Source organism: Paenibacillus sp. F024, assembly GCF_057814255.1.
Genome location: NZ_JBVASZ010000001.1, coordinates 645,463 through 671,435, shown reverse-complemented (window position 1 = coordinate 671,435; position 25,973 = coordinate 645,463). Strand labels below are relative to the sequence as shown.

Sequence of the window (25,973 nt, the reverse complement as noted above, 5' to 3'; positions counted from 1 at the left end):
GGAGGGGAGTTCTTCGAAACCTGTCACAGGAATGTGATAAGGCGCGGGGTTCTTACCCTACTACCGGTTTCGTTTGGCGGAACCGAGCTTGTTCCAGGAGAAGTACAAAAGCTTTAAACTGGACGGCACGGATCCGGGAAGACGTATTGATTTGGCCCGTAACTTCCGCAGCCGGCGTCAGGTGGTGGACGGCACGAACTATATCTTCCGCCAGCTGATGAACGAGAACGTGGGCGAAATCGCTTATGATGAAAATGCGGAGCTCGTATATGGCGCAGGATACCCGGAAACCGGGAACGGAGGCTTTGAGCTGGCGTCCGAGCTGGTTCTCATTGACAGATCGACCTATGATGAGAGCATGCCGGATAAGGGTGCGGAAGACGGAAGGATGACCGACCCCGAACAAGCATTGGAGACGGACGGGGCTTTGGAGGACCCGATTGAAAATGTGCAGGAGCTGGAAACGGCGCAGCTGGAAGCCCGGTATATCGCACGGCAGATTCGCCTCATGATGGGGATGGATGGCGGAGAACCGTTTCAGGTATTCGATAAATCGGTCAAAGGGCTGCGTCCGGCCACCTTCCGGGATTTCGTCATCCTGCTTCGCGCTACCCAGCAGTGGGCGCCGGTGCTGATCGAGGAGCTGCGTCAGCAAGGGATCCCTGCATATGCGGAGCTGAATACCGGTTATTTTACGGCAACTGAAATTCAAGTGGTCTTGTCTTTACTCAAGCTCATTGACAATCCGTATCAGGATATTCCACTGGCCTCTGTGCTCCGTTCTCCGATTGTGGGAATGGACAGCGAGGAGCTGGCGCATATTCGGATATGCAGCCGTCGCGGCGCTTTTTTCGATGCGGTAAGAGCTTATGCCCGGAGTGAGGAAACCCAGCCAAAAGATGGCGTAGACGTTCCTCATCCGGAAGGTTCGGAACTGTCATGCGATGACGAAGGAGCGTTTGTTCGAAAAGCCGATACCCAACATAAAGCAAAGTCTTTTCTGGATCAGTTAAAGGATTGGAGATGGATGGCTCAGCAGAGCTCGCTCGCGGACCTGATCTGGGACATTTACAGGAAAACCGGCTATTTCGACTTCGTTGGCGGTCTGCCCGGCGGACAGCAGCGCCAAGCGAATCTGCGTGCGCTTTACGATCGGGCCCGTCAGTATGAGGAGACGTCCTTTAGGGGCTTGTTCCGCTTTTTGCGTTTCATTGAACGGATGCAAAACAGCGGGGGCGATTTGGGCACTGCCAGGGCATTGGGCGAGCAGGAGGATGTGGTAAGGATTATGACCATCCACAAAAGCAAAGGGCTGGAGTTTCCGGTCGTATTTGCAGCGGGGATGGCCAAGCCGTTCAACCGGCGGGATTTGACGGACAGCTTCCTGCTGCACAAGGAGCTCGGCTTCGGGCCGAAGCTGACGGATCCGAAGACGCGCGTCAGCTACCCTACACTGCCGTGGCTTGCGGTCAAACGCAAAATCCAGCTGGAAATGCTTGCCGAGGAAATGCGCGTTCTGTATGTGGCGCTTACCCGCGCAAGGGAGAAGCTGGTGCTGGTGGCCTCGGTCAAAGGTCTGGAAAAGCAGCTTAAGGAATGGAGCCGGTTCGTTTCGCATGATCGGCTGGAGCTGCCGGATGACGCGCTGGCCAAAGCCAAATGTTATCTGGATTGGATCGGTCCCGCCATGATACGCCATCCGGACGGAGTGCCTTTGCGGGAAGGAGCCGGCGCAGAAGATACGGTTCCTGCCTTTCTCAAGGACGAGTCCTCCGAGTGGCGGGTACGACTGGTGATGCCTGAGCTGTTTGCCGGAATGGCGCAAGCAGCGGCAGGACTGGATCCTGCCGATCCGCGGTGGCAGTCGGTGGTCCGCATGGAGTCTGTGGACAATACGGAGCAATGGGAGCATGAAGTATGGCGGCGGTTGTCGTGGGACTATGCTTATCCCAATGCTTCACAAGTGTTGTCCAAAACGTCCGTAACGGAGCTCAAGCGGCTTTCCGAGCATCATAAGCTGCTCGAGCTGCTGTCGGATGAGGCTGCTGCAGAGCCATGGCAGGCAGCGGAGCCCGGGCCGCTTGACGGCGAAACGAAAGCCGGAGGAAAGGGGAAAACGGCATTTCGCCCCATGATCGTCCGCAGACCTCGTTTCATGGAGCAAAGAGAGCTGAATGCCGCGGAACGGGGCACGGTATTTCACGCGGTCATGCAGCATATTCCGTTGGATCGACATCCCGAAGAGGCGGACGTTCGCGAGACGCTGGCCGGTATGGTATCAAGGGAGCTGTTGACCGCAGAACAGCAATCGCTGGTGGACCCTGCGGTTATCGTATCTTTTTTCCGCAGCGAGCTGGGGAGGCGGATGCTTCAAGCCAAGCGTGTTCATCGGGAGGTGCCCTTCAGCTTCGGACTGCCTGCGATGGATGTATATGGTGCTGAGCAGGCAGGCTTGTCCAAGGAAACGGTCATGCTGCAAGGGGTAATCGACTGCCTGATTGATGAGGAGGAAGGTCTGATTCTGCTCGATTACAAGACGGATCGCTTGAAGGGGGCTTCCCCTCATCGCGTGGCGGAAAAGTACCGGATGCAGCTCGACCTGTATGCAAGAGCCGTGGAGACGATATGGAAAAGGCCGGTGATCGGCAAATACATCTTTTTATTTGATGGAGCTCACGTGGTACAGCTATGAAGGAGGATGAACATGCGGATATTGCATACGGCGGATTGGCATTTCGGCAGGACTTTGGAGGGAAGAAGCCGGCTGCCGGAGCAGGAGGCTTTTATCGATGAGCTGGCGGCAATCGTGAGAGACCAGCAGATTGACCTTGTGCTGCTTGCGGGGGATGTCTATGATTCGGTCAATCCGCCCGCTGCGGCCGAGCAGCTGTTTTACGATGCATTGGCCAGACTTTCCGATCAGGGAAGCAGACCGGTGTATGTGATTGCAGGAAATCATGATCATCCCGACCGGCTGGCTGCCGCAGCTCCGCTTGCGCTGAAGCTGGGCGTAACGTTAGTCGGCCTGCCGGAGGCGCGGGTCTATGAGTCGTTGATCAAACGAACGGGGGAAACGGCAGTCGTGTTCGCGCTGCCCTATCCGTCCGAATCCCGTCTTCGCGAGCTGTTGTCCGATGAGGCGGAGGAAGGGCTGCTGCGTTCCGCTTATTCCCAACGCGTGAAGCATATCGTGCAGGAGCAGGCAAGGCATTACCGCAAGGACACGGTCAATCTGCTGATGAGCCATTTGTACGTTCTGGGAGGCAAAGAAACCGAATCCGAACGGCCGATCCAAGTAGGCGGGGCGTATACGGTCGATACGGAAGCGTTGACTGCCGGCGCTCAGTACGTGGCGCTCGGGCATCTGCACCGCCCGCAGTACATCCGCTCGGAGACGATGGTCCGGTACAGCGGTTCGCCGCTGGCATACAGCTTCTCGGAGGCGGGACAGGCCAAATCGGTAACCATTCTTGACATCCAGCCGGGCTCGGTTCCGCAGGTGGAAGAAATTTTTCTGTCCAGCGGCCGTCCTTTGGTGGAATGGAAGGCCAGGGGAGGTCTTGCCGAGGTGCACCGCTGGCTGGATGAGGGAAAGGATTCGTCGGCCTGGATCGAGCTGGAAATTCATCTTCAAGAGACGATGTCGCTCGAACAAATTCATAAGCTCCGGCAGGCGCGGGACGGTTTTATTCACATCCGGCCGGTCTATCCGGAGCTGCTGCCGGAAGCCCTGGAGCCGGTTTCCGCATCGCGGCTTCCGATGGACGAGCTGTTTCGGCGGTTTTACGAGCGGCAGACCGGAGGGGCGCAGCCGGAGCCGGAGCTGGTCCGAATGTTTTTGGAGCTGTTGGCTTCCGAAGAGGACGACGCGACGGTATAAAGAAAAAGGGTCTTTATGGATGCATGAGTTGGATGGAAGCGTGATGATCGAAAAGGGTCTTAGGGATTGATCTTAAAGGAGGCTTCGGCATGCGGCCGATTCATTTGCAAATTGCCGGATTACAGAGCTACAGGGAAGCGCAGGAGATCGATTTTGCCTCGCTTACGGGCGCCGGCGTGTTCGGAATTTTCGGCCCGACGGGCAGCGGCAAATCCACCTTGCTCGACGCGGTTACGCTGGCGCTTTTCGGCAAGGTGGAGCGCGCTCCCGGCGGCACCCAGGCTATCATGAATCAGGCTGAGCAGACGCTGTCCGTCTCGTTTACCTTTGAGCTGGGCAGCGCTCAGGGGGCCAAGCGGTACCGGGTAGACCGCCAATTTAAGCGTAATGGAGAGCTGTCTATTCTGGGAAGTCTGTGCCGGCTGATCCATTACCGGGACGGCGAATCCGTTGTTTTGGCCGATAAGGCAGGTGAAGTCAACCAGCACATTCAAGAGATTTTAGGCTTATCGATGGCTGATTTTACGCGTGCCGTCGTGCTGCCGCAGGGAAAGTTTGCGGAATTTCTGACGCTTGCCGGCAAGGACCGGCGGGCCATGCTGCAGCGATTGTTCCATTTGGAGCCCTACGGCGACAGGCTAAGCGCCAAGACTTCCTTGCGCTACAAGGAAACGGATGCGGCGATCAAGGAGCTTCACGCGGAGCAGCAGGGCTTGGGCGACGCTTCGGAAGCGGCGCTCGCGCAGGCGGAGGCGCGGCTGGCTGAAGCGCGCGAAACGGCTCGCGTGCTGCGCGAGCGGCTGACCGCCTGCGAGCTGCGCGCCGCCGAGCTGCGCGCCGTCCGCGAGCTGCAGCGCGAGCGCGCTGCGGTCGCTGCGCGCCAGGCCGCGCTGGCGGCCCAGGTGCCGCACGTGGCGGCGCTCGCCGGGCGCTTGGCCCGCGGCGCGCAGGCCGAGCGGCTGCGCCCGCTCGTGCGCCGGCTCGGCACCGCCGAGGCGCAGCTCGCGCAGCAGCGCGCAGCCGCAGCCGCGGCCGCCGAGGCGCTCGCCGCCGCGCAGGGCGCGCTGGCGCAGGCGCAGGCGGCGCAGGCCGCGGCGCGCGAGGCGCTGGCTGCGCAGGAGGCGCCGCTGGCCGCGCGCCTTGAGCAGCTGCGCCAGGCGGCGGCGCTCGCGGCCGAGCTCGCGCAAAGCCGCGAGCGGCTCGCCGCGCTGGCCGCCGAGGCCGAGCGCAGCAGGGCGCAGCTCGCGGGGCTGCGCGCGGAGCAGGCGCGCGAGGCGGAGCTGCGCGAGAAGGCGCTGCAGCGGCAGGCGCAGCTTAAGGACGAGCTGAAGCAGGCTGAGGTGCCCAGGGCATACAGGGACAAGCTGCAGGAGGCGCTGCAGGAAAAACGCGAGCTGGACCGGCTTGCAAAGCAGGACGGGGAGCAGCAGGCGGAACTGGCGCGGCGGCAAATGGAGCTGGAGCGCCTGAAGCAATCGTCGGCCGAGCTTAAGCACGCGGAACAAGAATGGATAGACCGTGGAGCAGCCTGGTCGGAACGGCTAGCTTCGTTACATAAGCCATGTCTTCAAGCGGAGCAAAAGCTGTCGGTGCTACAAGGCAAAATTCCCGATGAAATCTCCGAGCTCAAGAGCATGCAAAAGCAAGCTGAATTAACGGCTATGGCTAAAGCGCTGGCAGCGCATTTGCACGAAGGCGAGGCCTGTCCGGTTTGCGGCTCGTCGCTTCACCCGGAGCCGGCCGTAGAGCATGGGGAAGCGGCGGCTGTGCAGAGCGGCGAGGACATGCATCATGCAGCGGTCGCACAGCTGGAGAGGCTGCAAGAAGAAGCGCGGGGTCGGCAGATGGATCTGCGTCAGCAGCTGCATGTGCTGCAAGCCATGGAGCAGCAGTGGAGTCAGGCTGTCGATGATGAAGGGCAGCAGCTGCCGGCTGAATGGCTGTCCGCCCGACAAGAGGCAGCAGCGGCACTTTCGGAAGCCATCATGGTGCAGACGGGTGATTTTACGGATGAGCTTCAGGCAGTGCTCGATACGTCCGCGCAAGAACTCGAGCTTGGCCGCCGGGATGCGCACCGGCTTCAGCAAGCTCTCCAAACGCTGCTGCAGGAAAAACGGCAGCTGGTCAAGCGGCGTCATGATCTGGAAGCCAAAGAACAAACGGCTCGGGGCTTTTATGAAGCGGAGGCCCAAAAAGCGGCGGAAACGCGAGGTTTACTTCAATGGCTTACCTCCGGCTGGGCCGATAAATTTCCGGACTACAGGCCGGAGGACGTTGCGGCATTGGCGGAGCGTCTGAAGCAGCGGGAGGCACTGGCCGAAGATATCAAAGAGCGATTGGACAAAAGCGTGGACTTTTTGTCGGCCAAGCAAACACGCATGGAGCAGCTGCTGCAGGAAGTGGGCGATGCCGAGAAGCATGCGGTCCGGATTTCCGCGGAGCAGCAAGCGCTGCAGCAGCAGGTGGATACGCAGGCCGAGCGGCTGCATGCCTGGGTCGGGGATGAAGACGCAGGCCGGCTGGCCTCCGAAGCGCAGACCAGGCTGAATGAGCTGCGTACGGAAGCGCAAAGGACAACGAAGCTGCTGGAAACGGCTCAGTCCGGATATCAAGAGTCGGCCAGAACGGAATCCGCCGTTCGTCAGGCGGCGGAATCGGCGCAGCAGGCTTTTGAAGAAGCCGAAAGGGAATGGGCTCAGCATTCGGCTGAAGAAGGGTTTTCTACGGTCGAGGAAGTATCGGATGCGTTCATCTCAGCTGAACAGCAGCAGCAGTGGAGCGCCGAGGTTGAAGCTCACGGCAGGCTGGAGCATCAGCTGGCTGCCCGCTTGAATGAACTGGATCATGAGCTGGCTGGCCGTGAAGCCACGGATGACATGTGGGCGGCGATGGAAAAAGAGCTTCGGGAGTACAAGGCAGAAGATGAAGCGGCGCTGCAGGCGATGGCCAAGCTGGAGAGGGACTGGGAGGATCTGCAGGCCAAGCACCAGCGCTGGCGTGAGCTGGAGTCGAAGATGACCTCCTTGCGCAGCGAGCTGGCGCTGCTTGGCAAGCTGCAGAGCGTTCTTCGGGGCAATGCGTTCGTGGAATTTCTGGCGGAGGAGCAGCTGATGCATGTCAGCCGTTCGGCTTCCGAGAGATTAGGACAGCTCACCCGGCAAAAGTACGCGATTGAGGTCGACTCCGGAGGAGGCTTCGTTATACGGGACGATGCAAACGGAGGAATACGCAGACCGGTGACTACGCTCTCCGGGGGCGAGACGTTCTTGACGTCGTTATCGCTTGCTTTGGCCCTATCGACGCAAATTCAGCTTAAAGGCGAGCATCCGCTTGAGTTTTTCTTCCTTGACGAAGGCTTCGGAACGCTGGATCAGGAGCTGCTGGATACGGTCATTACAGCGCTCGAAAAGCTGCATACGGACAAGCTGACGGTAGGCGTCATCAGCCACGTGCCCGAGCTGCGGGCACGGCTTCCCAGACGGCTTGTGGTGCATCCTGCTCAACCCGGCGGCCAAGGCAGCCGAATCTCTCTGGAAAGTATGTAATCGTAAGCCGGGAGTCCGCAGACATAAGCGGGCTTTTCCCGGCATACCTGTTGTATAATAGAAGGACATGCATCATTAAGGGGGGACAATCATGTGGTCATTTTATCGGAAGCCGGATCGGCGGCATAGCCGTAAGGGTGCCTTGTATACCCGCTCGTTGAAGACTTCCGAAGGCTTTAAAAGGGCGAAACGGCTTCTCGCTGCAGCGCTTTGCGCCGGGCTGCTGTTTTCGCACGCCGAACCGATCTATGCCGATGCGATATGGGATCGATGGAAAGCGGCTGACGCTGCCGTCGCCAAAGGGAAGCCGGGGGATGCCGTGCCGCATTGGGAGTTTTTGGTCAACCACTACGCGTCGATCGGGGATTGGCAGAATGCGGCGCTGTTTTGCGGCAGACTGAACCAATATTTCGATCAAATCAAGGATTACGAGAAGGCGATTTATTATTACGAGCTGGAAAACGAGTATTGGCTCAAGGACGGTAAAGACTGGGGGGCTGTCGATGTGCAGCGAGCGGATCAAATACGCACTACCGTTGAGACTTATATCAGCACCCAGGATACGGAAAAATTAAAAAGGCTTGCGGCCCCGCCGGACGGCAAGCTGGCGAAATTCGAACCGGAATACGGGATGTATATCGGCATGTATACGGAACGTGACCCGCAAATGCTCAATTACTACGATCGCTCGGAAAAATTCTACGGGAAAAAGCACGCGCTCTACCTGGCCTATACCCAAGTAGGAAAGCCGTTTCCAAAGCAGTATGTGACAAGGGCGAAGCAGGTAGGTGCCGCGCTGCAGATCGCTTGGGAGCCGATGGACGGACTCGATGCCGTTACGGAAGAAACCGTACGCCAGTGGGCCCGTGAAGCAAAGGCGGCAGGAATTCCGATATTTCTGCGCTATGCCAGCGAGATGAACGGCAACTGGGTCGTGTGGCACGGAGATCCGCAAAAATATATTCAAAACTTCCGCATGGTTCATGACATCATGGAACAGGAAGCGCCGAATGTAGCCATGGTATGGAGTCCCGGGCAAGTACCGATGTACTCGATCGCTCCTTATTATCCGGGAGACGCCTATGTCGATTGGGTTGGCGTCAGCCTCTACAGCGAGCCGTATGAAAACGGAGATCCCAAGCAGGGGAATATGCAGGCGACAAGCCCTGTGGAGCGGCTGGATTATTTGTACAAGACGTATGCCGGCCGGAAGCCGCTGATGATCAGCGAAACCGCCGTATCCCATTACGCGAACCTTCCCCAAGAATCGTTTACTGATTACGGTACGCTTAATTTGCAGCGGCTGTATGAAATTATGCCGTATAAATACCCGCGGCTGAAGTCGATCACTTACTTTAATGTGAATCTGGAAATGAAGGAATCCAAAAACAACTACCTGCTCCGGGACAACGAAGCGATGATGCAGCTTTACAGCCGTGTCACTGCTCCGCCGTTTTATTTGACCAAAGTCGAGCAGGGGGCCAGACCTTCGGATCATACCGGCTATGTACCGTTAACCGCAGGGACGCCTGTTGCCAAAAGCGCGAAAATTACGCCTTTCGTCAAAATTCCGGATGTTTATATCGGCAAGCTGGAATATTATTTAAACGGCAAGCTGCTGGATACCCAGAGCGCTCCGCCGTTCAGCATAGAGCTTCATGCGGGAGCCGTTCCGGAAGGCTCTGTCCTTGAAATTGTAGTTTACAATAAGGACGGTCAAAGGAGAGGCTCAAAATCGTTTCCTTTAACTTCAAGCGTGTCCGTTGCTGTGGACGGTAAGGATGTAAAGTTCGAGCAGCGCCCGGTCATCCGGGAAGGCAGCACGCTGACGCCTTTGCGGGCCATTTTTGAATCCATGGGGGCCAAGGTGGAGTGGGACGCGTCTACACGTACGGCAACCGCGCGCAAAGGCGATGCGGTCGTGTCCATTCAAATCGGCAGTAAATTTGCCAGCCGAAACGGAGAAGCCGTAGCTCTCGAAATGCCAGCCCAATTGGTGAACGGGTATACGATGGTTCCGGCGCGTTTTGTAGGCGAGGCCTTCGGCGGCGCAGTCAGCTGGGACGGCACGACGCGAACGGTGGAAATCCGAAGTGACGGTCAAGCATCGGCTGCAAAGGTTAGCGCGGCTGAAGATCAGCAGGATGCACTTCCTGCGACCGCGTCGAAAGAAGCTGAGGGAGACTTGGGATCAGCAGCCGCGGCTGTTTTTGGATGGTTCAAGCTGCAAATCGCCAAGGCATTCAAGCTGTTTAACCAGGTGGCGTAAAACTCGCCCGAAACATAAAAAACTGGCCTCAAAGGCCAGTTTTTTGTTGTTTATGCAACTCGCATTCATTCTAATGCACCGTGATTTTTTTAAGCTCAGGGTCCTCCAATATGGACTTGGCTGCCAGCATAGCGCTGGAGAAAGCGCGCTCCGCCAGTTCCCCTTTGCCTTGACATCCGTCGCCGCAGAAATAAAACGGAACGTTCTCGATACGAGTGGGCAGCAAATGATTCCCCGCAATATTTTTTACGCTGGAAACCATCGCTTTTTTGGATACGCGTTTGACTTCGGTCGCCTCGCGCCAGCCGGGGTAGTAGTTGTCAAAGAGGGCTTCCATTTGTTTGGTTTTATTGTCCAAGTAAGCCTTGCGTTCAGCCTCGTCCGCGAACTTGTCGCTGAGGTAAGCGATCCCCTGAAGCAGCTGGCCTCCGTCGGGAACCAATGTATGGTCGGTCGCCGACACGTCGCTGATAAACAGCTTGTTATCCATATCGCTGATATAACTGAACGGTTTGGCAACGACCTGCTTCAACCCGATGTCATATACCATAACCTCTGTGGCGGTATTATCCTCGTACGGAGCCAGGAACGGCTCCCAAGGCGTAGCCTTGAGCAGCTTGCACACCTGCTGCACAGGCATAGCGAAAATGATGCGGTCAAAAGGCAGCTCCCGGTTTTTCGTTTGCAGCCAAAATTGGCGATCTGCATAACGAATGCCGTCTACGCCTTCCTGCAATGCGATTTCCCAGCGGCCGGCCAGCTCGATTTTTTGCTTCAGCTGGTTTGTGATCACGGCCCAGCTGCCCAAAATATAGTTCACCGGTTTTCCGGACAGGAACAGGTTGTGATAGTACTCGCTTATGACCGCTCCGGGAACTTTTCTGGCTTCCTCCGGCGTGATGAAGAAGTTCGAGCATACGAGATGCTCCCACAATTCCTTGACATCCTCGTCAGCGTCCGAATGAGCCAAATAATCCCCGAGCGTCTCGTAATTGCGTACATGGTGAATGTTGGCGATAATCGCCGTAATTTCCCCGACGAAGCGAACCTTTTGCATAGGGTTCAACAGCTCGGTTCTCATCAAATTGACAAAATCGAGCGGAGCGGGCGTCAGCTGACCGTTCTTGGCATACATGACTCTGCGTTTATCAACCTGCTTGGAGCTGAAGGAAAGCCCAAGCTCCTTTTCCATCTCGGACAAGGTGTGGCGGTCGATGCCATAGATAGCATGAGCCCCGTAATTCAGCGTAAAGCCCGATTTCTCATAAGTAAACGCTCTTCCTCCGAGCTGCGGACTCCGTTCGAATAAGACCCCCTCGATGCCCGGGTTCTCCGATAAATAAGCGGCTGCGGTCAATCCAGCCAGGCCGCCTCCAATGACAGCCACCTTCATAATAGGTTCCCCTCTCCGTTCCGGTTCGAGCACCGCCGAATCCGCATTCTGATCCGTGCGGATTCCGGTCCAAACCGGGGCCAATTGTCGGCGCATAAGTTCCTTCAAATTATCCTCATCCTGCAAACACCATAACATTAAAGTTCCGAGATAGGCTGCCACCAGCATTCTCGCTTTGTCCGGATCCTTCAGCCGATGCAGCAAACATTCATATAATGCGCGATTTTGTTCCTCAAACGCAGCTTTCAGGACGTCGTTTTGCATCGATAAAGCAATCCAGCTCCGCATTAATTTGGATGAATGCTGCAGGCTCTCAGCCAAGCTGAGAAGGAGTCCGTTGATCCGGCTTTCCGGAGCATGCGGTGAAGCAAATGCCGGCGTTCGGCTTGCCCATGTCTGTATGATGGACATCTGCTTCCTAGGAATTTCCAGAAGAATTTCGTCTTTGCTTTCAAAATAGTGATAAAACGTTCCTTTGGAGGTATTCGTCGACCTGATAATATCGTCTACCGAGACTTTCTCATACCCGTGCTCGATAAACAGCTTCAAGGCGACCTCCATCATATATTCACGTTTTTTCCGGGTTGCGGCACGCATGAATTTGTTCATGAAATCCCCACCTCGAAACGGGCTGAGTCCATTATAAATGAAATTAGACTCCTGGTCTATAATCAAATTAGACTTTGAGTCTATTTTATTGTTTATGAGGAAGGATATAAAAAACACAGGACATTGCGGAGGAGATGAGCGGGATTCATCTTCACTTGGAGGACCTGCGGGATGAGAGCGGGCGAGTTGTCAGGTCCTCTCAATCCTTTTTCTCTGACCTCGCATCCGGAAAAAAGGAAATGCTGGCGGCCATGGACAACGACCGGCACATCTCCGCGAAAAGCGATGATTTGTCGAAGGAGATGAGTCAGCTCGAACAAGCCGTGTCTCTCATTACGCAAATCACCAAAGTGATTGAGGACATCTCCGGACAAACGCAGTTGCTTGCTCTTAATGCCAATATTGAAGCGGCAAGAGCGGAAGAACAAGGTAACGGCATTGCCGTTGTAGCCGGTGAAATCTCCAAGCTGGCCGTTCAGACGAAAGAATCGACCTTCCATATCAGTGAGCAAATCCTGCAGGTTACTGGCCATGCAAAGCGGGTAACCGATCAAATGGAAGAAATGAAACGGGCAGTAGAGCAGGGACAGGTTGCGATGCACACGGCGGTTACGCGGTATGAAAAAATGGAAGTGCTCCTGCAAAATCTGATGAGCGCCATGCAGGACATGGATGGCAAAATTCAGTCCATAGCCCGTGGGAATGCGGCCGTTATGGACTCCGTAAATGAAACCCCGGCTATGATCGAGCAGGTGTCTGCGGGAAGTCAAGAGGTGCTGGCGTCTGCCGTGGTTCAACAGCAGAGTGTTGTTCAAATGAACGGTTATATCAACGATGCGGCGCACAATAGTATGACCCTCCGTTCGGTTGTGTCGCAGTTTAAGCTTCCGCCGCGGAAGGCGCGGCATCCATTGCAGGAGGAAACGGACATCTGGCTTGATTGCGCGCTCGGTATTCGCGCCATTATGGTATCGATGATTCACTGTACGGACCCGCAAACCATCCGCAGCTGGCATGCTCGGAAGCTGGCGGAGGAACGCAAGCTTGAGGAATGCTTCGCGATACTGGAGAACGGGCTGCGGACGGATCGGGATCATGCTTGTTTCGAGGCGCTGAAGGCTTGCTGGAGGCAGTTTTCAATAATAAAAGACCAAAACGCGCAATGGATGCTCGAGGGTGAGTTTGAGAAGGCTAAGCAGGCTCTTGTCGAACACGGCCGCGAACGGTTTAAGCAAGCGGTGGATTTGGTCGTGGAATGGATGGAGCTTTAAGGGAAACGCGGGCCGGAGAGACTTGGTTGCTTCGGCTTGTTTTCTATTGGATTTTTGAAGGCCGATTCGATATGATATACAAGTAAGATCACTCATGGGACGAAAAGAGGTGGACATCCATGGACTGTATTTTTTGTAAAATCGTCGAGGGCGCCATTCCGTCAAAAAAAGTGTTTGAGAATGAACATGTTATCGCCTTTCACGATATTCAGCCTGCCGCCCCTGTACATATCTTGATCATTCCCAAGAAGCACATCCCTTCTATGAATGATGTGGAGTCGGGAGACTGGTATTTGCTCGGTGAAATTCATGCCGCGGCTCAGCAAATCGCCAAGGAGCAAGGGGTTGCCGAAACGGGTTACCGGTTGATCAACAACTGCGGACCGGACAGCGGTCAAGTTGTTTTTCATATCCATTATCACCTGCTTGGCGGTGAAAAACTCGGCGCGCTGAACGCAGGATAATCCGGGTGCCGATGATTTGTTCAAACGATTGTTTTGATAGGTTGACACCCAGTTTTGTTTTCGCCTATAATGAAGTTTGACGAATGTCTTTTGTTGTCTTGGACGGTCTGTTCGGAGGGAGGGAAAACTGGTGTCAGAAACTCGAGTTCGCAAGAACGAAACTATAGATGCTGCACTTCGCCGCTTTAAGCGTTCTATCGCTAAAGACGGCGTTTTGGCGGAGGTTAAAAAACGCAAGCATTATGAGAAGCCAAGCGTAAAGCGTAAAAAGAAGTCAGAGGCTGCTCGTAAGAGAAAGTTCTAGGAGGCTTAATCGATGAGCTTAAGCGAGAGATTAAACAATGACATGAAGCTTGCGATGAAGAGTCAAGATAAGTTTAAACTCTCCGTAATCCGTATGGTTCGTGCAGCTATCAAGAATATCGAGATAGATCAGCGTAAAACCTTAGATGACCAAGAAGTGCTTGACGTCCTGAATCGTGAGATCAAACAGCGCAAAGATTCCCTCCAAGAATTTGAAAAGGCCGGTCGTGATGATTTGGCAGAAAACCTGAAGGCCGAGATTGCCGTACTGATGGAGTACATGCCGCAGCAGTTGTCCGAAGAAGAAGTAAAAGCCATTGTACAGCAGACCATCCAGGAAGTGGGAGCTTCTTCAAAAGCGGATATGGGTAAAGTCATGGGCGCATTGATGCCGAAGGTTAAAGGGCTGGCTGACGGCAAGCTTGTCAATCAGTTTGTTCAACAGTTATTGTCTTAACAACAACGAGAAACACTCCGTTATTGGGGTGTTTTTCTTCATTTCCAGAGATTTTATGAATCAAAACCGACTCTAAAGCGTATTACCTTTCATAGTCCGACAATGACAGAAAAGGAGGTTTAGCCATGCGGGTTCGAGCCGGTAAATCGGAAAGTCGTTTTTGGCAAAGATATATCGCCTTGATGCTGCTGGCGTTGACGCTGATGATATCGGCTTTGGTTATGGGCTTGCCGGACGTTAAAACCGCGCGTGCGGAGTCGAAACCTCTTGCGGCACCGGTTGTCGTCATTCCGGTACATCATACGGTGGAGACCGGGCTGTACAATTTCCTGGAACGGGCGTTTCGTGAAGCGGAAGAGATGAACGCGCTTCATATCATTCTCGATGTCAATACGTTCGGAGGACGGGTTGACTCGGCACAGGAGATTGGCCAGCTGATCAAGAACAGTCCGATTCCGACTATCGCTTTTGTACGCGGCAAGGCGATCTCGGCCGGCAGTTATATCGCGTTAAACGCTGAACAAATTGCGATGGAACCGGGCAGTTCGATCGGAGCGGCGGCGGTTGTCGATATCACGGGTAACGAGATTGAGAATGCAAAGGTCATATCCACCTGGTCCGGACTGATGAAAGGCGCAGCCGAAATGCGCGGACGCAACTCGCAAATTGCGGAAGCAATGGTGGATAAGAACGTTGGCGTAACGATGACCGAAATCGGCAGAACCGTGCCGAAGGGTGAAATCGTGACTTTAACTTCTGAGGAAGCGCTGAAGGTGGGATATGCGGAAACGGTAGCAGCTAGTCTGGATGACGTCGTCAAGTTTATCGGCGGAGAGAACCATCCGCTGATTACGATGGAGCTTAGCGTGGCCGAAAGACTCGCTCGCTTTGTAACTGAACCGTGGGTGGCGACTTTGCTGCTGCTGATCGGCATTGCCGGGGTAGCGATCGAGATTTTCGTACCGGGCTTTGGTCTTCCGGGCATTCTGGGTGTGACGGGCTTCGGCTTGTATTTCTTCGGCCATTATATCGCGGGCTTTGCGGGAGTGGAGCATATCGCGCTCTTTGTTGGCGGCATTGTGTTGCTTTTTCTGGAAATTTTCGTCTCAAGCTTCGGCATACTGGGCATCCTAGGAGCGCTCTGCTTGTTCAGCGGAGTGGTTCTGTCCGCCTACAATAAGCAAATGGCGGTGTGGAGCCTCGGGATAGCATTTGTTGCCGCGGCTGTGATTGTGGCCATTGTGATCCGAATTTTCAGGCATCGGGGCGTTTGGCACCGGTTTATTTTGAGCGAGAAGCTGACAACGGAGCAAGGATACGTGTCCGCATCCTCCCGCAAGGAATTGATGGGCCAAGCCGGTCATGCGCTTACGCCGCTGAGGCCTGCCGGAACGGCGGTCTTCGGCGAGGAGCGTGTAGATGTGGTTACGTCAGGCGAATTTATCGCGGCCGGAAGTGCTGTGACGGTCGTTCAGGTCGACGGTTCGCGTATTGTTGTTAAAGAATGGAAAGAAACGTAGAGCAAAAATTGGAATAGGATGGTGTTTTGTATGGATGCTTCTTTAATTACGTTCTTATTGCTTGCCGCGGTAGCGATCATCGCACTTTCGGTGTTATTCACCTTCGTGCCGGTCATGTTGTGGATTTCAGCTTTGGCCTCCGGCGTGCGGATCGGCATCATTACGCTCGTGGCCATGCGCCTGCGCCGCGTTATTCCGAGCCGGATCGTCAACCCGATGATTAAAGCGACCAAAGCCGGGTTGGATTTAACGATTAATCAGCTGGAGAGCCATTTCTTGGCGGGCGGCAACGTGGACCGGGTGGTGAATGCTCTTATTGCGGCGCATCGCGCCAATATTCATCTGGAATTTGCGCGTGCAGCCGCTATTGATCTGGCGGGCAGGGACGTACTGCAAGCGGTACAGATGAGCGTCAATCCGCGTGTGATTGAAACGCCTACGGTTTCCGCCGTAGCTAAAGACGGTATTGAAGTGAAGGTTATTGCAAGAGTAACGGTTCGGGCCAACATTGACCGGCTTGTCGGGGGAGCGGGGGAAGAGACCATTATCGCCCGTGTCGGCGAGGGAATTGTTACCACCGTCGGTTCCAGCAGTTCGCACAAGGACGTGTTGGAAAATCCGGATCTGATCTCGCGCACGGTTTTGGGCAAGGGATTGGACGCCGGTACGGCTTTTGAGATTTTATCCATCGATATTGCCGATGTGGACGTGGGTAAAAACATTGGCGCCCAACTGCAGACGGAGCAGGCGGAAGCGGATAAGCAGATCGCACAAGCCAAAGCGGAAGAGCGTCGGGCTATGGCCGTTGCTCTTGAACAGGAGATGAACGCGCGCGTCGTTGAGATGAAGGCGAAGGTGGTCGAGGCGGAATCCCAGGTCCCTCAAGCGATGGCCGATGCCCTTCGCGAAGGCAAAATTGGCGTGATGGACTATATGAACCTGAAGAACATTGAAGCCGATACCCAGATGCGTGCGGGTCTTGGGCGGATGAACAACCCGGATAAGAATAATGGAGACGCATGACAAACGTCTTCCGTTTGGAAAGGCGGGATGAATGGTGAATATTATAGAATTGATTCTCAACAACTGGTTCATTCTGGTGATTATTTATATTGGCATAAGCACGTTCATGAAAACTAGACGCGGCGGGACCGAACAGCAGCCGGATCAGCAGAGCCGGCCTCGGCCTGCCAGGCCGGTCCGCGGAGGTATGCCTCCGTTTGGCGGAGACGGTCCAGGATCCGGATGGCCTAAACGACAGCAGGAGCGGCAGGAGCCCAAAGCGGTTTCGCCTGCCGAGCCTAAAGCGGTCGTTTCTCAGGAGAACCGCGAGGTGTCCGCGCCCATTCCGGCACAAAGGTCCAGAGCTATTCCGCAAACACTGCAAACGCCGGCATCGGCTCTTCAGAGGCCTGCTGTCCAAAGTAATCGTCCGGCAACGTCCTCATTCCAGCCGACGCCTGACGATTTAGCACGGGGCGTGCTGTGGGCGGAGATTCTGGGCCCGCCTCGGGCCAAACGTCCTTATCGGCGGTGAAATCATGATGCGCCTTATCATTGATCTGTGGATCATTGATAAGGCGCTTTTTTATTTTTGGCGGCTGATGCTGTCCAAAGGGTGATAAACCGGGTTAAGGGCATATTTTCAATTCCCAGGCATATGGTGTAAATAGCCCGTGTTCTGGCTTTTGCAGCCTAAAGGGCAGCTTGCGGAGGAGGTAACGTATGCGCAGATTGACACGCAGATTCAATCAATGGACCGCCAAACTGCTCGACCTGCCTCAGGACGTAGTGATGGACTTGCCCCGCATGACGATGATCGGAAACATGCAGCTGTACATTGAGAATCACCGGGGGGTTCTGCATTTCTCAAGCGATCTGCTTACGCTGGCTTTGACGAAAGGCCGGATTGAGGTATACGGCTCTCAGCTAGTCATACGAGCGATCTTGTCGGAGGAAGTGTTTATTGAAGGGGTCATTCGAGATATCAAATACATTCCGTAGCCTTGGAAAGGGGAAGTCGATTGTGAAATCATCGTTTATCCATCACCTGCGCGGTTATGTTATGATCGAAGTGAGAGGCCGGCAGCTGGAAGAGCTGATTAATCGCATGACGGTCATGGGAGTGTCCGTCTGGGACATTCGTTATTCGGATGAGCATCAGGCCAAGATGTTCGTTACCGTTCCTGACTTCTTCAGGCTTAGGCCGCTCTTGAAAGAGACAGGCTCCCGGATCCGAATCAAGGAAAGACATGGGCTGCCCTTTTGGCTGGACAAGCTGGGGAAGCGCAAGTTTTTTGTTTTAGGGCTGCTGGGCTTTTTCATCGGGATCTATCTGCTTTCATCCGTCGTGTGGCAAGTTCGTGTGGAAGGCAACGAGACGATCCGGACCGAACAGATTTTGCTGGCGGCTGAGCAGGAAGGAATCCATAAGCTGCAGTGGAAAAGCAGGCTGAAAGAGCCGGAGGCGCTTTCCAGATCGCTGCTGAGCCGGCTGCCCGGCACCGCTTGGATCGGTGTGGAGGTTCAAGGCACGCATGTGATCATCAAGGTGGTTGAAGCGACGATTCCAAAGACTCCGCCGCTCCTCAGCCCGCGTCACTTGGTGGCGTCCAAAAACGCGATGATCACTGACATCTTCGCAGAAAAAGGCAAGCCCGTCGTGAAGCCCAATGCTTATGTTCGCAAAGGCGATATTTTAATCTCGGGGATTATAGGGGATGAGACTCACCAGCAAACGGTAGTTGCCCAAGGTGAGGTGAAGGGGCTGGTATGGTATAAGCCTGCTGTTGAGGTGCCGCTTGTCTGGCAGTATAAAGTGTACACGGGGGAAACTAAAATTCGTTCCTTCCTTGTAATCGGCAGCCGCGGAGTGCAAATGAGCGGTTACGGCAAAATCCCGTTCGAACAGCAAGAAACGCTGCCCGAGCGAAAAATGCTGGCTTGGAGAAATTATACGCTTCCTATCGGATGGCTGCGCGAGAAAATCATGGAAGTGAGCCTGGAGGAGCGGCAGGTCGATCCGAAGGAAGCGGCGGCTATCGCGCTTGAGCGGGCCAGAGAGCAAATTTTAGCCGCAGCGGGCAAAGAATCTCGTATTATATCCGAAAAAATTTTGCATGAAAAGACGGAGAATGGTAAAGTTTATATGGAAATACTTTTTGAAGTGGAAGAATCGATTGCTGTTGAACAGCCGATCGTACCATAACGTTTAGACGCAGACGTTTTCGGAGTTTTATTGTTCCGAAAACCCGGAGGAGAGATTAAACCTGTTGACTGACCAAGCTACCGTGAAAGTGGCACTCAAAAATACGGCTGAGGGACTCGCCTTGTTCGGGCCCCAAGACAAATTTTTACACCTGATCGAAAAGGAAATGCCGGCTCGGATCTTAACGCGTGAAGAAGAAATCGTGATTCAAGGCTCAGCCGAGATAACGGCTCGTTTGGAGCATTTGTTTACCGTGCTGCTTACGCTGATACGCAATCAATATACGCTGACAGAACGTGATGTAAATTACGCGTTGGAACTTGCCAAAGAGATGAAGGCAGACCAGCTGCTGGAACTGTTTAAGGGCGAAATTGCTGTTACACACAAAGGGAAACCGATTCGTGTGAAGACCATCGGCCAAAAACAGTACGTCGATGAGATCAAGAAGAAGGATATTGTCTTCGGTATTGGCCCGGCTGGAACGGGGAAAACGTATATTGCCGTCGTCCTGGCGGTTGCGGCGCTCAAGGAGGGCAGGGTCAAACGGATTGTCCTTACCCGGCCTGCGGTGGAAGCGGGGGAGAGCCTTGGTTTTTTACCGGGGGATCTTCAGGAAAAGGTTGACCCTTATTTGCGGCCATTGTATGATGCTCTTAATGATGTCTTGGGTCCTGAGCAGGTGGCTAAAACGTTGGAGCGCGGATTGATCGAGATCGCTCCGCTGGCTTATATGCGTGGAAGAACGCTGGATGATTCGTTTATCATATTGGATGAAGCGCAAAACACGACCCCGGAACAGATGAAGATGTTTTTAACCCGTCTGGGCTTTGGCTCGAAGATGGTGATCACTGGAGATGTCACCCAAATCGATTTGCCTCGGGGCAAATCATCCGGGCTTGTGGAAGCGCAGCGAATTTTGCGGTTGATTGAAGAAATCGGCTTTATCTCATTTGATGAACAGGACGTCGTCAGACACTCATTAGTGCAAAAAATCATCGTAGCCTATAATGAGGATAAAGAAGGCTGAGAAAGGGCTGACCTTTCATCGTGAAAAACCTCGTTTCCATTTCAGGCAAATTTCAATATGGACTTACCGGTTGGAGACATAGCGCCATTGTGCGCTTTCTTCTGTTTGTTATGCTTGCGCTTGTATTTTTCTTTACGATGTACCATCAAGTTGTGCCGCAAACCTATGATATTACATTAAATTCCACCGCTGAGAAAGATATTCTCGCAACGAGAGCGATCAAGAATAATGCAGCCACCGATCAAGCCAGGGAAGAAGCCGCACAGCGCGTGCAGCCGGTTTATACGATCGTGCCGCTCAAAAACGAGCTTGCCGTAGAATCGATTTTTGAGAAGCTGCAGCAGATTAACAGTGATTCGAATGTGTCCCAAACGGATAAAGTCAGCATTTATAAGACGGTCATTCCAACCTTAATCCAAGACCATCTCGACCGCCAGCTCATGACGTATATGAACAGCGGACAATACGGCGATCAGCTGTTGACGGAGATGAACAAGAGATTTCGCGAACAGCAGTACCGGATACCGGAAGAGGCGTTCTATAAGATTCCAAGGCTGTCCGTTGAGGACTTGACTGACATGGAGCCTGTAGCCAAAGAGATCGTCGGCAAGCTGATGAACGACCAGATCCTGGATGCGCAGGCGGTCCGGGTAAAGGTGCCGGAGCTGGTGAATGCTTCAACTTTAACGAAAAGCGTGACGCGCGAGCTGGTGCAGGAGCTGGTTCGTGCGGCATTGACGCCCAATAAGTTTTACGACCAAAAGGGGACGGAAGAAGCCAAATCTCACGCTCGAGATAACGTAAAAGAAATATATATTAACAAAAATGACGTGCTGGTAGCCAAGGGTGAAAAAATCACGGAGGAATTGTATAATCGTCTTGCCGAGCTTGAATTGCTTAAGGATGATACCAGCTCGTGGCCGAGTGTAGGGCTTTTATTATTTGTTATTTTATGCTGTTTCGTCCTTTTCATGTTTGTCCGCCAGAGCACGCTCCCGGTTAGTCATAATAATGTTCAACTGCTGATGTTAATCATGATTATGATGATTACGGCGGGATTGATGAAAGTGTTCTCCTTGGCCCAAAGCCTTGATTTTCCTTTCATCGGTTATTTGGCGCCGACCGCGATGGGAGCTATCTTAATCACGATTTTGCTTAATGCGCAGCTGGCTTTTATTGCGTCGGTTCTCTTTAGCGTCATCGCGAGTGTGGTGTTCAACTCCGATCAGCTGTTTCCGTTCGATTTCAACTATGGCTTGCTGACGCTGACCTGTTCCTTTGCCGCGATTTTCTCCATTCAGAGAGCCAGCCGGCGCTCCTCGATCCTGAGGGCAGGCTTCATGGTCTCGGTATTCGGTCTTGTGCTTGTGTCATCGCTTCTGATGCTGAATGATAATACCACGCAAAGAGACGCGCTGTTTGCCGTTTCTTTTGTGGCGGGAGGGGGCTTGCTGACTGCGGTACTCGTCATCGGCTTGCTTCCGTTCTTGGAAATGGCATTCGGTATCCTATCTCCGCTGAAGCTTGTGGAGCTCTCGAATCCGAATCATCCGCTGCTGCGAAAGCTGCTTACGGAAACACCGGGAACCTATCACCACAGCGTTATGGTCGGCAACCTGTCTGAGGCCGCGGCTGAGGCGATCGGAGCGGATGGATTGCTCTGCCGGGTAGGCGCATATTATCATGACATCGGTAAGACCAAGCGTCCAAGCTATTTTATCGAGAATCAGACGAACATTGAAAATCCTCATGACAAAATCGACCCGGCTCTCAGTAAGTCGATTATCATAGCGCATGCCCGCGATGGTGTCGAAATGCTGAAGGAATATAACATTCCCAAACCGATTCGTGATATTGCCGAGCAGCATCATGGTACGACGCTGCTGCAATATTTTTATCATAAGGCGAAGAAGCAGGCGGAAGAGAAAGGCGAAAAGCCGCCGGAGGAATTCGAGTACCGGTATCCCGGTCCAAATGCGCAAACGAAGGAAACGGCGATTGTCGGCATCGCCGACTGTGTGGAAGCGGCTGTCCGGTCTTTGCGTAATCCGACCGTGGAGCAGATTGATACGATGGTTCGAAAAATTATTAAAAGCCGGCTGGATGACGGGCAATTCAACGAATGCGATTTGACGATCAAAGAGCTGGATCAGATTGCCAGAACACTGAACGAAGCTTTGCTGGGCATCTTCCATTCAAGAATTGAATACCCTACCGAAATACCGTCGCAAAAGGCGGATTCGGCAAGCAAGAATAAGGATAAGACGGATGAGGTGAAGCCATGAGCCTTACGCTTTCATGGAATAATGAACAAGAGCAATTTGAAATTACCCCTGCCCTGATCGAAAGGCTGGAAGAGCTGCTTCGTTTGGCAGGCGACTTGGAACAGGTGGCCGACGGGGAAGTGGCGCTGACGTTTACGGACGACGCCGCCATACAGGAGCTGAACAAGCAGTACCGCGGCCTGGATAAACCGACGGATGTTCTGTCGTTCTCCATGCAGGAAATGGGTGACGATGAGTTGGAAATCATCTATGAAGAGGAAGACGCGGCGGAGGATGCTCTGCCGGACAGCATGGATCCCGATGACGAAGAGGAGGGGTTTGAAGAGCCTCTTGGCGATATCATCATCTCGGTGCCTCGGGCCATCGAACAAGCTGACGATTATGGACATTCCATTGAACGGGAGCTCGGCTTTTTGTTCGTGCATGGCTTCCTTCATTTGATCGGCTACGACCATCAGGACGAGGAAGAAGAGCGTGTCATGTTCGGCAAGCAGGAGCAGATTTTGCAGCAGGCGGGTCTCACGCGGTGAAGCAGCCGGTCAAGTGGCAGCGGAGCTTTCGTTATGCCTACGAAGGCGTCAAGTATGCTCTGGCAACTCAACGGAATATGAAGTTCCATTTTTTTGCGGGCCTTGCCGCTCTTGTGCTGGCTCTGTTCCTTGAGCTTTCCAAGACCGACATCTTGTTCATTCTGTTGGCCGTGACGCTTATGTTCATGACGGAGCTCATCAACACCGCCGTGGAAAAAACAGTCGATTTGGCGATGCCGGAGCTTCATCCCTTAGCCAAAATCGCCAAAGATGTAGCTGCAGCCTCCGTATTGGTGACTGCAGCTTTTGCCGCTATTACGGGCATGATTGTGTTCTTCGAGCCGTTTGACCGGTTATTTCAAACGGCTCGGGCGGGAGAAGGGCCCGTCTTGACGGCAGCCAGCGTTTGGATTCTGCTCACGCTCGTAGCCCTTACGGTAATCGCAGTGCAGACCCGATTCTCCGATAAAGGAGTCTGGGTCAGGCCGAGCCTCCTGACGGCGCTCGCTTTTTCTATCGCCAGCTTGATTGCCGTACGAGTGCAGGATACTTTAGCGGTACTGCTCGGATTTTTATTAGCCGGCGTGCTTTTGCTGGCTCTGTACGACAAACGGAAGCGCAGCTTTGGCTCGCTAATTCTCGGCGCACTGCTCGGAAGCTTTATTACAGTATTGGCTTTTTACCTGATCTCTATATAAATTACTGTTGCCTGCCGGGAAAGGGGCGCTTCGCATGGATAAAACAGAATTGATCGCTCAAGCTAAAGAAGCACGAAAAAAAGCCTATACTCCCTATTCCCAATTTAAGGTCGGCAGTGCGCTGCTGGATTCCAAAGGGAGGGTGCATCTCGGATGCAACGTGGAGAACGCAGCCTACGGACCGACGAACTGCGCCGAGCGTACGGCTTTGTTTCGCGCCATTGCGGACGGGGAACTGCCAGGCACTTTCCAGGCTATGGCTGTCATCGGCGATACGCAGCAGCCGATCGCTCCCTGCGGCATATGCCGCCAAGTGCTCGTGGAGCTGTGCCGTCCGGATATGCCGGTGTACCTTGCCAATTTGCGCGGGGACGTCAGTGTAACGACGGTTAGAGCATTGCTCCCGGGCGCATTTACATCACATGATTTGGATGGAGGAACCTTTGACTGATGTCTTATTCCGATAAAGAAAAGCAATCGAAGTTTAAATCCGGCTTTGTCGCCATCATTGGCCGGCCGAATGTCGGCAAATCCACGCTTATGAACCAGGTCATCGGCCAAAAAATCGCAATTATGTCCGATAAACCGCAGACAACCCGGAACAAAATTCACGGAGTTTATACGACCGATGAAGCCCAGATCGTCTTTTTGGATACGCCGGGTATCCACAAATCGCAGTCCAAGCTTGGGGACTATATGATGAAGGCCGCGGAAAGCGCCCTTAGCGAAGTGGACGCCATTTTGTTTCTGATTGATGTAGTGGAAGGTCTCGGAGGTGGAGATCGTTACATTATCGAGCAGCTGAAAAAAGTAAAGACGCCGGTGGTGCTGGTCATGAACAAGATTGATCAAGTCCACCCTGAAGCCCTGCTGCCGGTCATTACCACGTACAAGGACTTGTATTCCTTTGCCGAAATCGTGCCGATATCCGCCATGCATGGAAGCAATGTGAACACACTGCTCGATCAAGTGATCAAGTATTTGCCGGAAGGACCGCAGTACTATCCTGCGGATCAAGTGACGGACCATCCGGAGCAGTTTGTTTGCGCGGAGCTGATCCGGGAAAAAATATTACATTTGACGCGGGAAGAGATTCCGCATTCCATTGCCGTTTCCATAGAAGATATGCGGGTGGAAGATAATGGCGTCGTGCATATTTCAGCCGTCATTTACGTCGAGCGGGATTCGCAAAAAGGAATTATTATCGGCAAAAAGGGCGCTCTGCTAAAAGAAGTGGGGCGGAAAGCACGCGCAGACATCGAAGCGCTGCTGGGCTCCAAAACCTTTCTTGAGCTTTGGGTAAAGGTGAAGAAGGATTGGCGCAATCAGGATCGGGTGCTGCGGGATCTCGGATTCCGCCACGAATAGCCGATGGCTTGCGTCGAAGAAATTTTGCAGCATTGAACGTAAAGCTTCCATACCAGTTTTTGTTGAGCATACTTCTGTTCGAATCGAATCATCCTAATCCTAGCAACAGGTATTGTAATCGCGTTACCAAGGGGAGGATGTACCATGAGAGATTTTTCGTGGAAGTATTTTTCAATCACTGGAGATGTGGATGCTTACCTGCTTTATAAGGAATCTCAGATTCAAACCGGAGAGGTGCCGGAATTGCCGGAGGAGGAGTCTGCGGCTGAAGCTCCGGAATCGATGCAGTAAATCATAGAATGATTTCGGCAACCGGTTGGATACGCGGGGAGAGGCTGTCGGTGCAGTACAGAGTGCAGGGAATTGTAATCCGCAGCATGGATTACGGGGAAGGCAACAAAATCATCACCATGTTTACGCGTGAACAGGGAAAGATAAGTGTAGTCGCTCGCGGCGCCAAAAAGGTAAAAAGCAGGTACGGCTCATCCGCCCAGCTTTTTACCTATGGAGATTTCTTGTTCTTTAAATCAGGACAGCTGGGCACTTTGAATCATGCGGAAATTATTGAAGCCTTTCATAAAATAAGGGAAGATTTGCACAAGGCCGCCCATGCCTCCTACCTTGCAGAGCTCACAGACAAGATGATGGGAGATCAGGAAGGGCAGCCTTATTTGTTCGATCAGCTGAAAGCTAGCCTCCAGGCGATTCAGGAGGACAAAGATTTGCAGATTGTCGGTCATCTTTATGAAATGAAAATGCTGATGCATGCCGGGTACACCCCCGAGCTAGAGCATTGCGTGGTCTGCAGGGACACATCGGAGCCATCCGCCATCAGCATCGGCATGGGCGGCGTGCTGTGTGAACGATGCAGGCTGCGCGATCCCGAAGCCTATCGTTTGACACCGGGGGTATACAAGCTGCTTCGGCTGTTTATCCGGCTGGATGCCAGACGTCTGGGGCAAATTGATGTTAAGCCGCAATCCAAGCAAATATTGAAGCAAATCATGAGGGCTTACTTTGATACGCATGCGGGTGTTAGGCTGAAGTCGCGCGATTTTTTGGATCAGATGGATAAATATGGGATATAGTTTGAAAGAATTTTAAGAAATTGCGTGAAATTGACATTTTTTAATCATGATGATATTA

General features: G+C 53.6%; 22 protein-coding genes. 21 read left to right on the top strand and 1 reads right to left on the bottom strand.

Going from position 1 to position 25,973, the window contains the following annotated elements; all coding sequences use genetic code 11:
* Nucleotides 1-88: 88 nt before the first annotated feature.
* The 4 genes from addA to ACZYR9_RS03320 all read left to right on the top strand — a co-directional run bounded on the left by addA (nucleotide 89) and on the right by ACZYR9_RS03320 (nucleotide 9,694).
* On the top strand, nucleotides 89-2,692 hold the full coding sequence (addA, locus tag ACZYR9_RS03335) for a helicase-exonuclease AddAB subunit AddA (RefSeq protein WP_488977016.1): 2,604 nt from the start codon (nucleotides 89-91) through the stop codon (nucleotides 2,690-2,692).
* A gap of 12 nt (nucleotides 2,693-2,704) precedes the next feature.
* Nucleotides 2,705-3,880: an exonuclease SbcCD subunit D gene (locus ACZYR9_RS03330; RefSeq protein ID WP_488977015.1), complete on the top strand. Its 1,176-nt coding sequence runs from the start codon at nucleotides 2,705-2,707 to the stop codon at nucleotides 3,878-3,880.
* Between the two features lie 89 nt (nucleotides 3,881-3,969).
* A complete protein-coding gene (locus ACZYR9_RS03325) occupies nucleotides 3,970-7,425 on the top strand; it encodes an AAA family ATPase (RefSeq protein ID WP_488977014.1) in 3,456 nt (1,151 codons plus the stop codon).
* Nucleotides 7,426-7,516: 91 nt separating this feature from the next.
* Complete coding sequence (locus tag ACZYR9_RS03320; protein WP_488977013.1) at nucleotides 7,517-9,694, top strand: stalk domain-containing protein; 2,178 nt, start codon at nucleotides 7,517-7,519, stop codon at nucleotides 9,692-9,694.
* A 70-nt stretch (nucleotides 9,695-9,764) separates the two neighbouring features.
* Here the strand turns inward: ACZYR9_RS03320 and ACZYR9_RS03315 are convergent, their stop codons facing one another.
* The gene (locus tag ACZYR9_RS03315) at nucleotides 9,765-11,696 is read right to left on the bottom strand and encodes an FAD-dependent oxidoreductase (protein ID WP_488977012.1); all 1,932 of its coding nucleotides are present in this window, start codon (nucleotides 11,694-11,696) and stop codon (nucleotides 9,765-9,767) included.
* A 134-nt stretch (nucleotides 11,697-11,830) separates the two neighbouring features.
* On the opposite strand from ACZYR9_RS03315, the gene ACZYR9_RS03310 reads away from it, so the two are divergent.
* The 17 genes from ACZYR9_RS03310 (at nucleotide 11,831) to recO (ending at nucleotide 25,915) form a co-directional block, all read left to right on the top strand.
* Nucleotides 11,831-12,967 (top strand): methyl-accepting chemotaxis protein, encoded by a 1,137-nt coding sequence (locus ACZYR9_RS03310; RefSeq protein ID WP_488977011.1) that lies wholly within the window; start codon nucleotides 11,831-11,833, stop codon nucleotides 12,965-12,967.
* 119 nt (nucleotides 12,968-13,086) lie between these two features.
* Complete coding sequence (locus tag ACZYR9_RS03305) at nucleotides 13,087-13,431, top strand: histidine triad nucleotide-binding protein (RefSeq protein ID WP_488977010.1); 345 nt, start codon at nucleotides 13,087-13,089, stop codon at nucleotides 13,429-13,431.
* 130 nt (nucleotides 13,432-13,561) lie between these two features.
* Complete coding sequence (rpsU, locus tag ACZYR9_RS03300; RefSeq protein WP_010491812.1) at nucleotides 13,562-13,735, top strand: 30S ribosomal protein S21; 174 nt, start codon at nucleotides 13,562-13,564, stop codon at nucleotides 13,733-13,735.
* Nucleotides 13,736-13,747: 12 nt separating this feature from the next.
* On the top strand, nucleotides 13,748-14,191 hold the full coding sequence (locus ACZYR9_RS03295) for a GatB/YqeY domain-containing protein (RefSeq protein WP_488977009.1): 444 nt from the start codon (nucleotides 13,748-13,750) through the stop codon (nucleotides 14,189-14,191).
* A 125-nt stretch (nucleotides 14,192-14,316) separates the two neighbouring features.
* A complete protein-coding gene (locus tag ACZYR9_RS03290) occupies nucleotides 14,317-15,711 on the top strand; it encodes an NfeD family protein (RefSeq protein WP_488977008.1) in 1,395 nt (464 codons plus the stop codon).
* A gap of 30 nt (nucleotides 15,712-15,741) precedes the next feature.
* Entirely contained in the window at nucleotides 15,742-16,734 is a 993-nt protein-coding gene (floA, locus tag ACZYR9_RS03285) for a flotillin-like protein FloA (protein ID WP_488977007.1), read from the top strand.
* Nucleotides 16,735-16,765: 31 nt separating this feature from the next.
* Nucleotides 16,766-17,248: a hypothetical protein gene (locus ACZYR9_RS03280; RefSeq protein WP_488977006.1), complete on the top strand. Its 483-nt coding sequence runs from the start codon at nucleotides 16,766-16,768 to the stop codon at nucleotides 17,246-17,248.
* Between the two features lie 188 nt (nucleotides 17,249-17,436).
* Entirely contained in the window at nucleotides 17,437-17,715 is a 279-nt protein-coding gene (gene yqfC / locus ACZYR9_RS03275; RefSeq protein ID WP_488977005.1) for a sporulation protein YqfC, read from the top strand.
* 22 nt (nucleotides 17,716-17,737) lie between these two features.
* Nucleotides 17,738-18,919, top strand: coding sequence for a sporulation protein YqfD (gene yqfD / locus ACZYR9_RS03270; protein ID WP_488977004.1), 1,182 nt, complete (start codon nucleotides 17,738-17,740; stop codon nucleotides 18,917-18,919).
* 64 nt (nucleotides 18,920-18,983) lie between these two features.
* Nucleotides 18,984-19,946 (top strand): PhoH family protein, encoded by a 963-nt coding sequence (locus ACZYR9_RS03265; protein ID WP_488977003.1) that lies wholly within the window; start codon nucleotides 18,984-18,986, stop codon nucleotides 19,944-19,946.
* A 20-nt stretch (nucleotides 19,947-19,966) separates the two neighbouring features.
* Nucleotides 19,967-22,231, top strand: a complete 2,265-nt coding sequence (locus ACZYR9_RS03260; protein WP_488977002.1) for an HD family phosphohydrolase — start codon at nucleotides 19,967-19,969, stop codon at nucleotides 22,229-22,231.
* Nucleotides 22,228-22,761: an rRNA maturation RNase YbeY gene (gene ybeY / locus ACZYR9_RS03255; protein ID WP_488977001.1), complete on the top strand. Its 534-nt coding sequence runs from the start codon at nucleotides 22,228-22,230 to the stop codon at nucleotides 22,759-22,761. The genes ACZYR9_RS03260 and ybeY overlap by 4 nt, the downstream gene beginning before the upstream one ends.
* Complete coding sequence (locus ACZYR9_RS03250; protein ID WP_488977000.1) at nucleotides 22,758-23,459, top strand: diacylglycerol kinase family protein; 702 nt, start codon at nucleotides 22,758-22,760, stop codon at nucleotides 23,457-23,459. Before ybeY ends, ACZYR9_RS03250 begins: the two co-directional genes overlap by 4 nt.
* A gap of 34 nt (nucleotides 23,460-23,493) precedes the next feature.
* Nucleotides 23,494-23,910, top strand: a complete 417-nt coding sequence (locus tag ACZYR9_RS03245; protein ID WP_488976999.1) for a cytidine deaminase — start codon at nucleotides 23,494-23,496, stop codon at nucleotides 23,908-23,910.
* Nucleotides 23,910-24,827: a GTPase Era gene (gene era, locus ACZYR9_RS03240; protein WP_488976998.1), complete on the top strand. Its 918-nt coding sequence runs from the start codon at nucleotides 23,910-23,912 to the stop codon at nucleotides 24,825-24,827. Before ACZYR9_RS03245 ends, era begins: the two co-directional genes overlap by 1 nt.
* A 144-nt stretch (nucleotides 24,828-24,971) precedes the next feature.
* On the top strand, nucleotides 24,972-25,118 hold the full coding sequence (locus ACZYR9_RS03235; RefSeq protein ID WP_488976997.1) for a YqzL family protein: 147 nt from the start codon (nucleotides 24,972-24,974) through the stop codon (nucleotides 25,116-25,118).
* Nucleotides 25,119-25,168: 50 nt separating this feature from the next.
* Entirely contained in the window at nucleotides 25,169-25,915 is a 747-nt protein-coding gene (recO, locus tag ACZYR9_RS03230; RefSeq protein WP_488976996.1) for a DNA repair protein RecO, read from the top strand.
* Nucleotides 25,916-25,973 lie beyond the last annotated feature (58 nt).

Bases quoted from the DNA above. Each gene is read 5' to 3' on its own strand.
- ACZYR9_RS03330 (WP_488977015.1), top strand. From the start codon at position 2,705: ATGCGGATATTGCATACGGCGGATTGGCATTTCGGCAGGACTTTGGAG.
- ACZYR9_RS03325 (WP_488977014.1), top strand. From the start codon at position 3,970: ATGCGGCCGATTCATTTGCAAATTGCCGGATTACAGAGCTACAGGGAA.
- ACZYR9_RS03320 (WP_488977013.1), top strand. From the start codon at position 7,517: ATGTGGTCATTTTATCGGAAGCCGGATCGGCGGCATAGCCGTAAGGGT.
- ACZYR9_RS03315 (WP_488977012.1), bottom strand. From the start codon at position 11,696: ATGAACAAATTCATGCGTGCCGCAACCCGGAAAAAACGTGAATATATG.
- ACZYR9_RS03310 (WP_488977011.1), top strand. From the start codon at position 11,831: ATGAGCGGGATTCATCTTCACTTGGAGGACCTGCGGGATGAGAGCGGG.
- ACZYR9_RS03305 (WP_488977010.1), top strand. From the start codon at position 13,087: ATGGACTGTATTTTTTGTAAAATCGTCGAGGGCGCCATTCCGTCAAAA.
- ACZYR9_RS03295 (WP_488977009.1), top strand. From the start codon at position 13,748: ATGAGCTTAAGCGAGAGATTAAACAATGACATGAAGCTTGCGATGAAG.
- ACZYR9_RS03290 (WP_488977008.1), top strand. From the start codon at position 14,317: ATGCGGGTTCGAGCCGGTAAATCGGAAAGTCGTTTTTGGCAAAGATAT.
- floA (WP_488977007.1), top strand. From the start codon at position 15,742: ATGGATGCTTCTTTAATTACGTTCTTATTGCTTGCCGCGGTAGCGATC.
- ACZYR9_RS03280 (WP_488977006.1), top strand. From the start codon at position 16,766: ATGGTGAATATTATAGAATTGATTCTCAACAACTGGTTCATTCTGGTG.
- yqfC (WP_488977005.1), top strand. From the start codon at position 17,437: ATGCGCAGATTGACACGCAGATTCAATCAATGGACCGCCAAACTGCTC.
- ybeY (WP_488977001.1), top strand. From the start codon at position 22,228: ATGAGCCTTACGCTTTCATGGAATAATGAACAAGAGCAATTTGAAATT.
- ACZYR9_RS03245 (WP_488976999.1), top strand. From the start codon at position 23,494: ATGGATAAAACAGAATTGATCGCTCAAGCTAAAGAAGCACGAAAAAAA.
- era (WP_488976998.1), top strand. From the start codon at position 23,910: ATGTCTTATTCCGATAAAGAAAAGCAATCGAAGTTTAAATCCGGCTTT.
- ACZYR9_RS03235 (WP_488976997.1), top strand. From the start codon at position 24,972: ATGAGAGATTTTTCGTGGAAGTATTTTTCAATCACTGGAGATGTGGAT.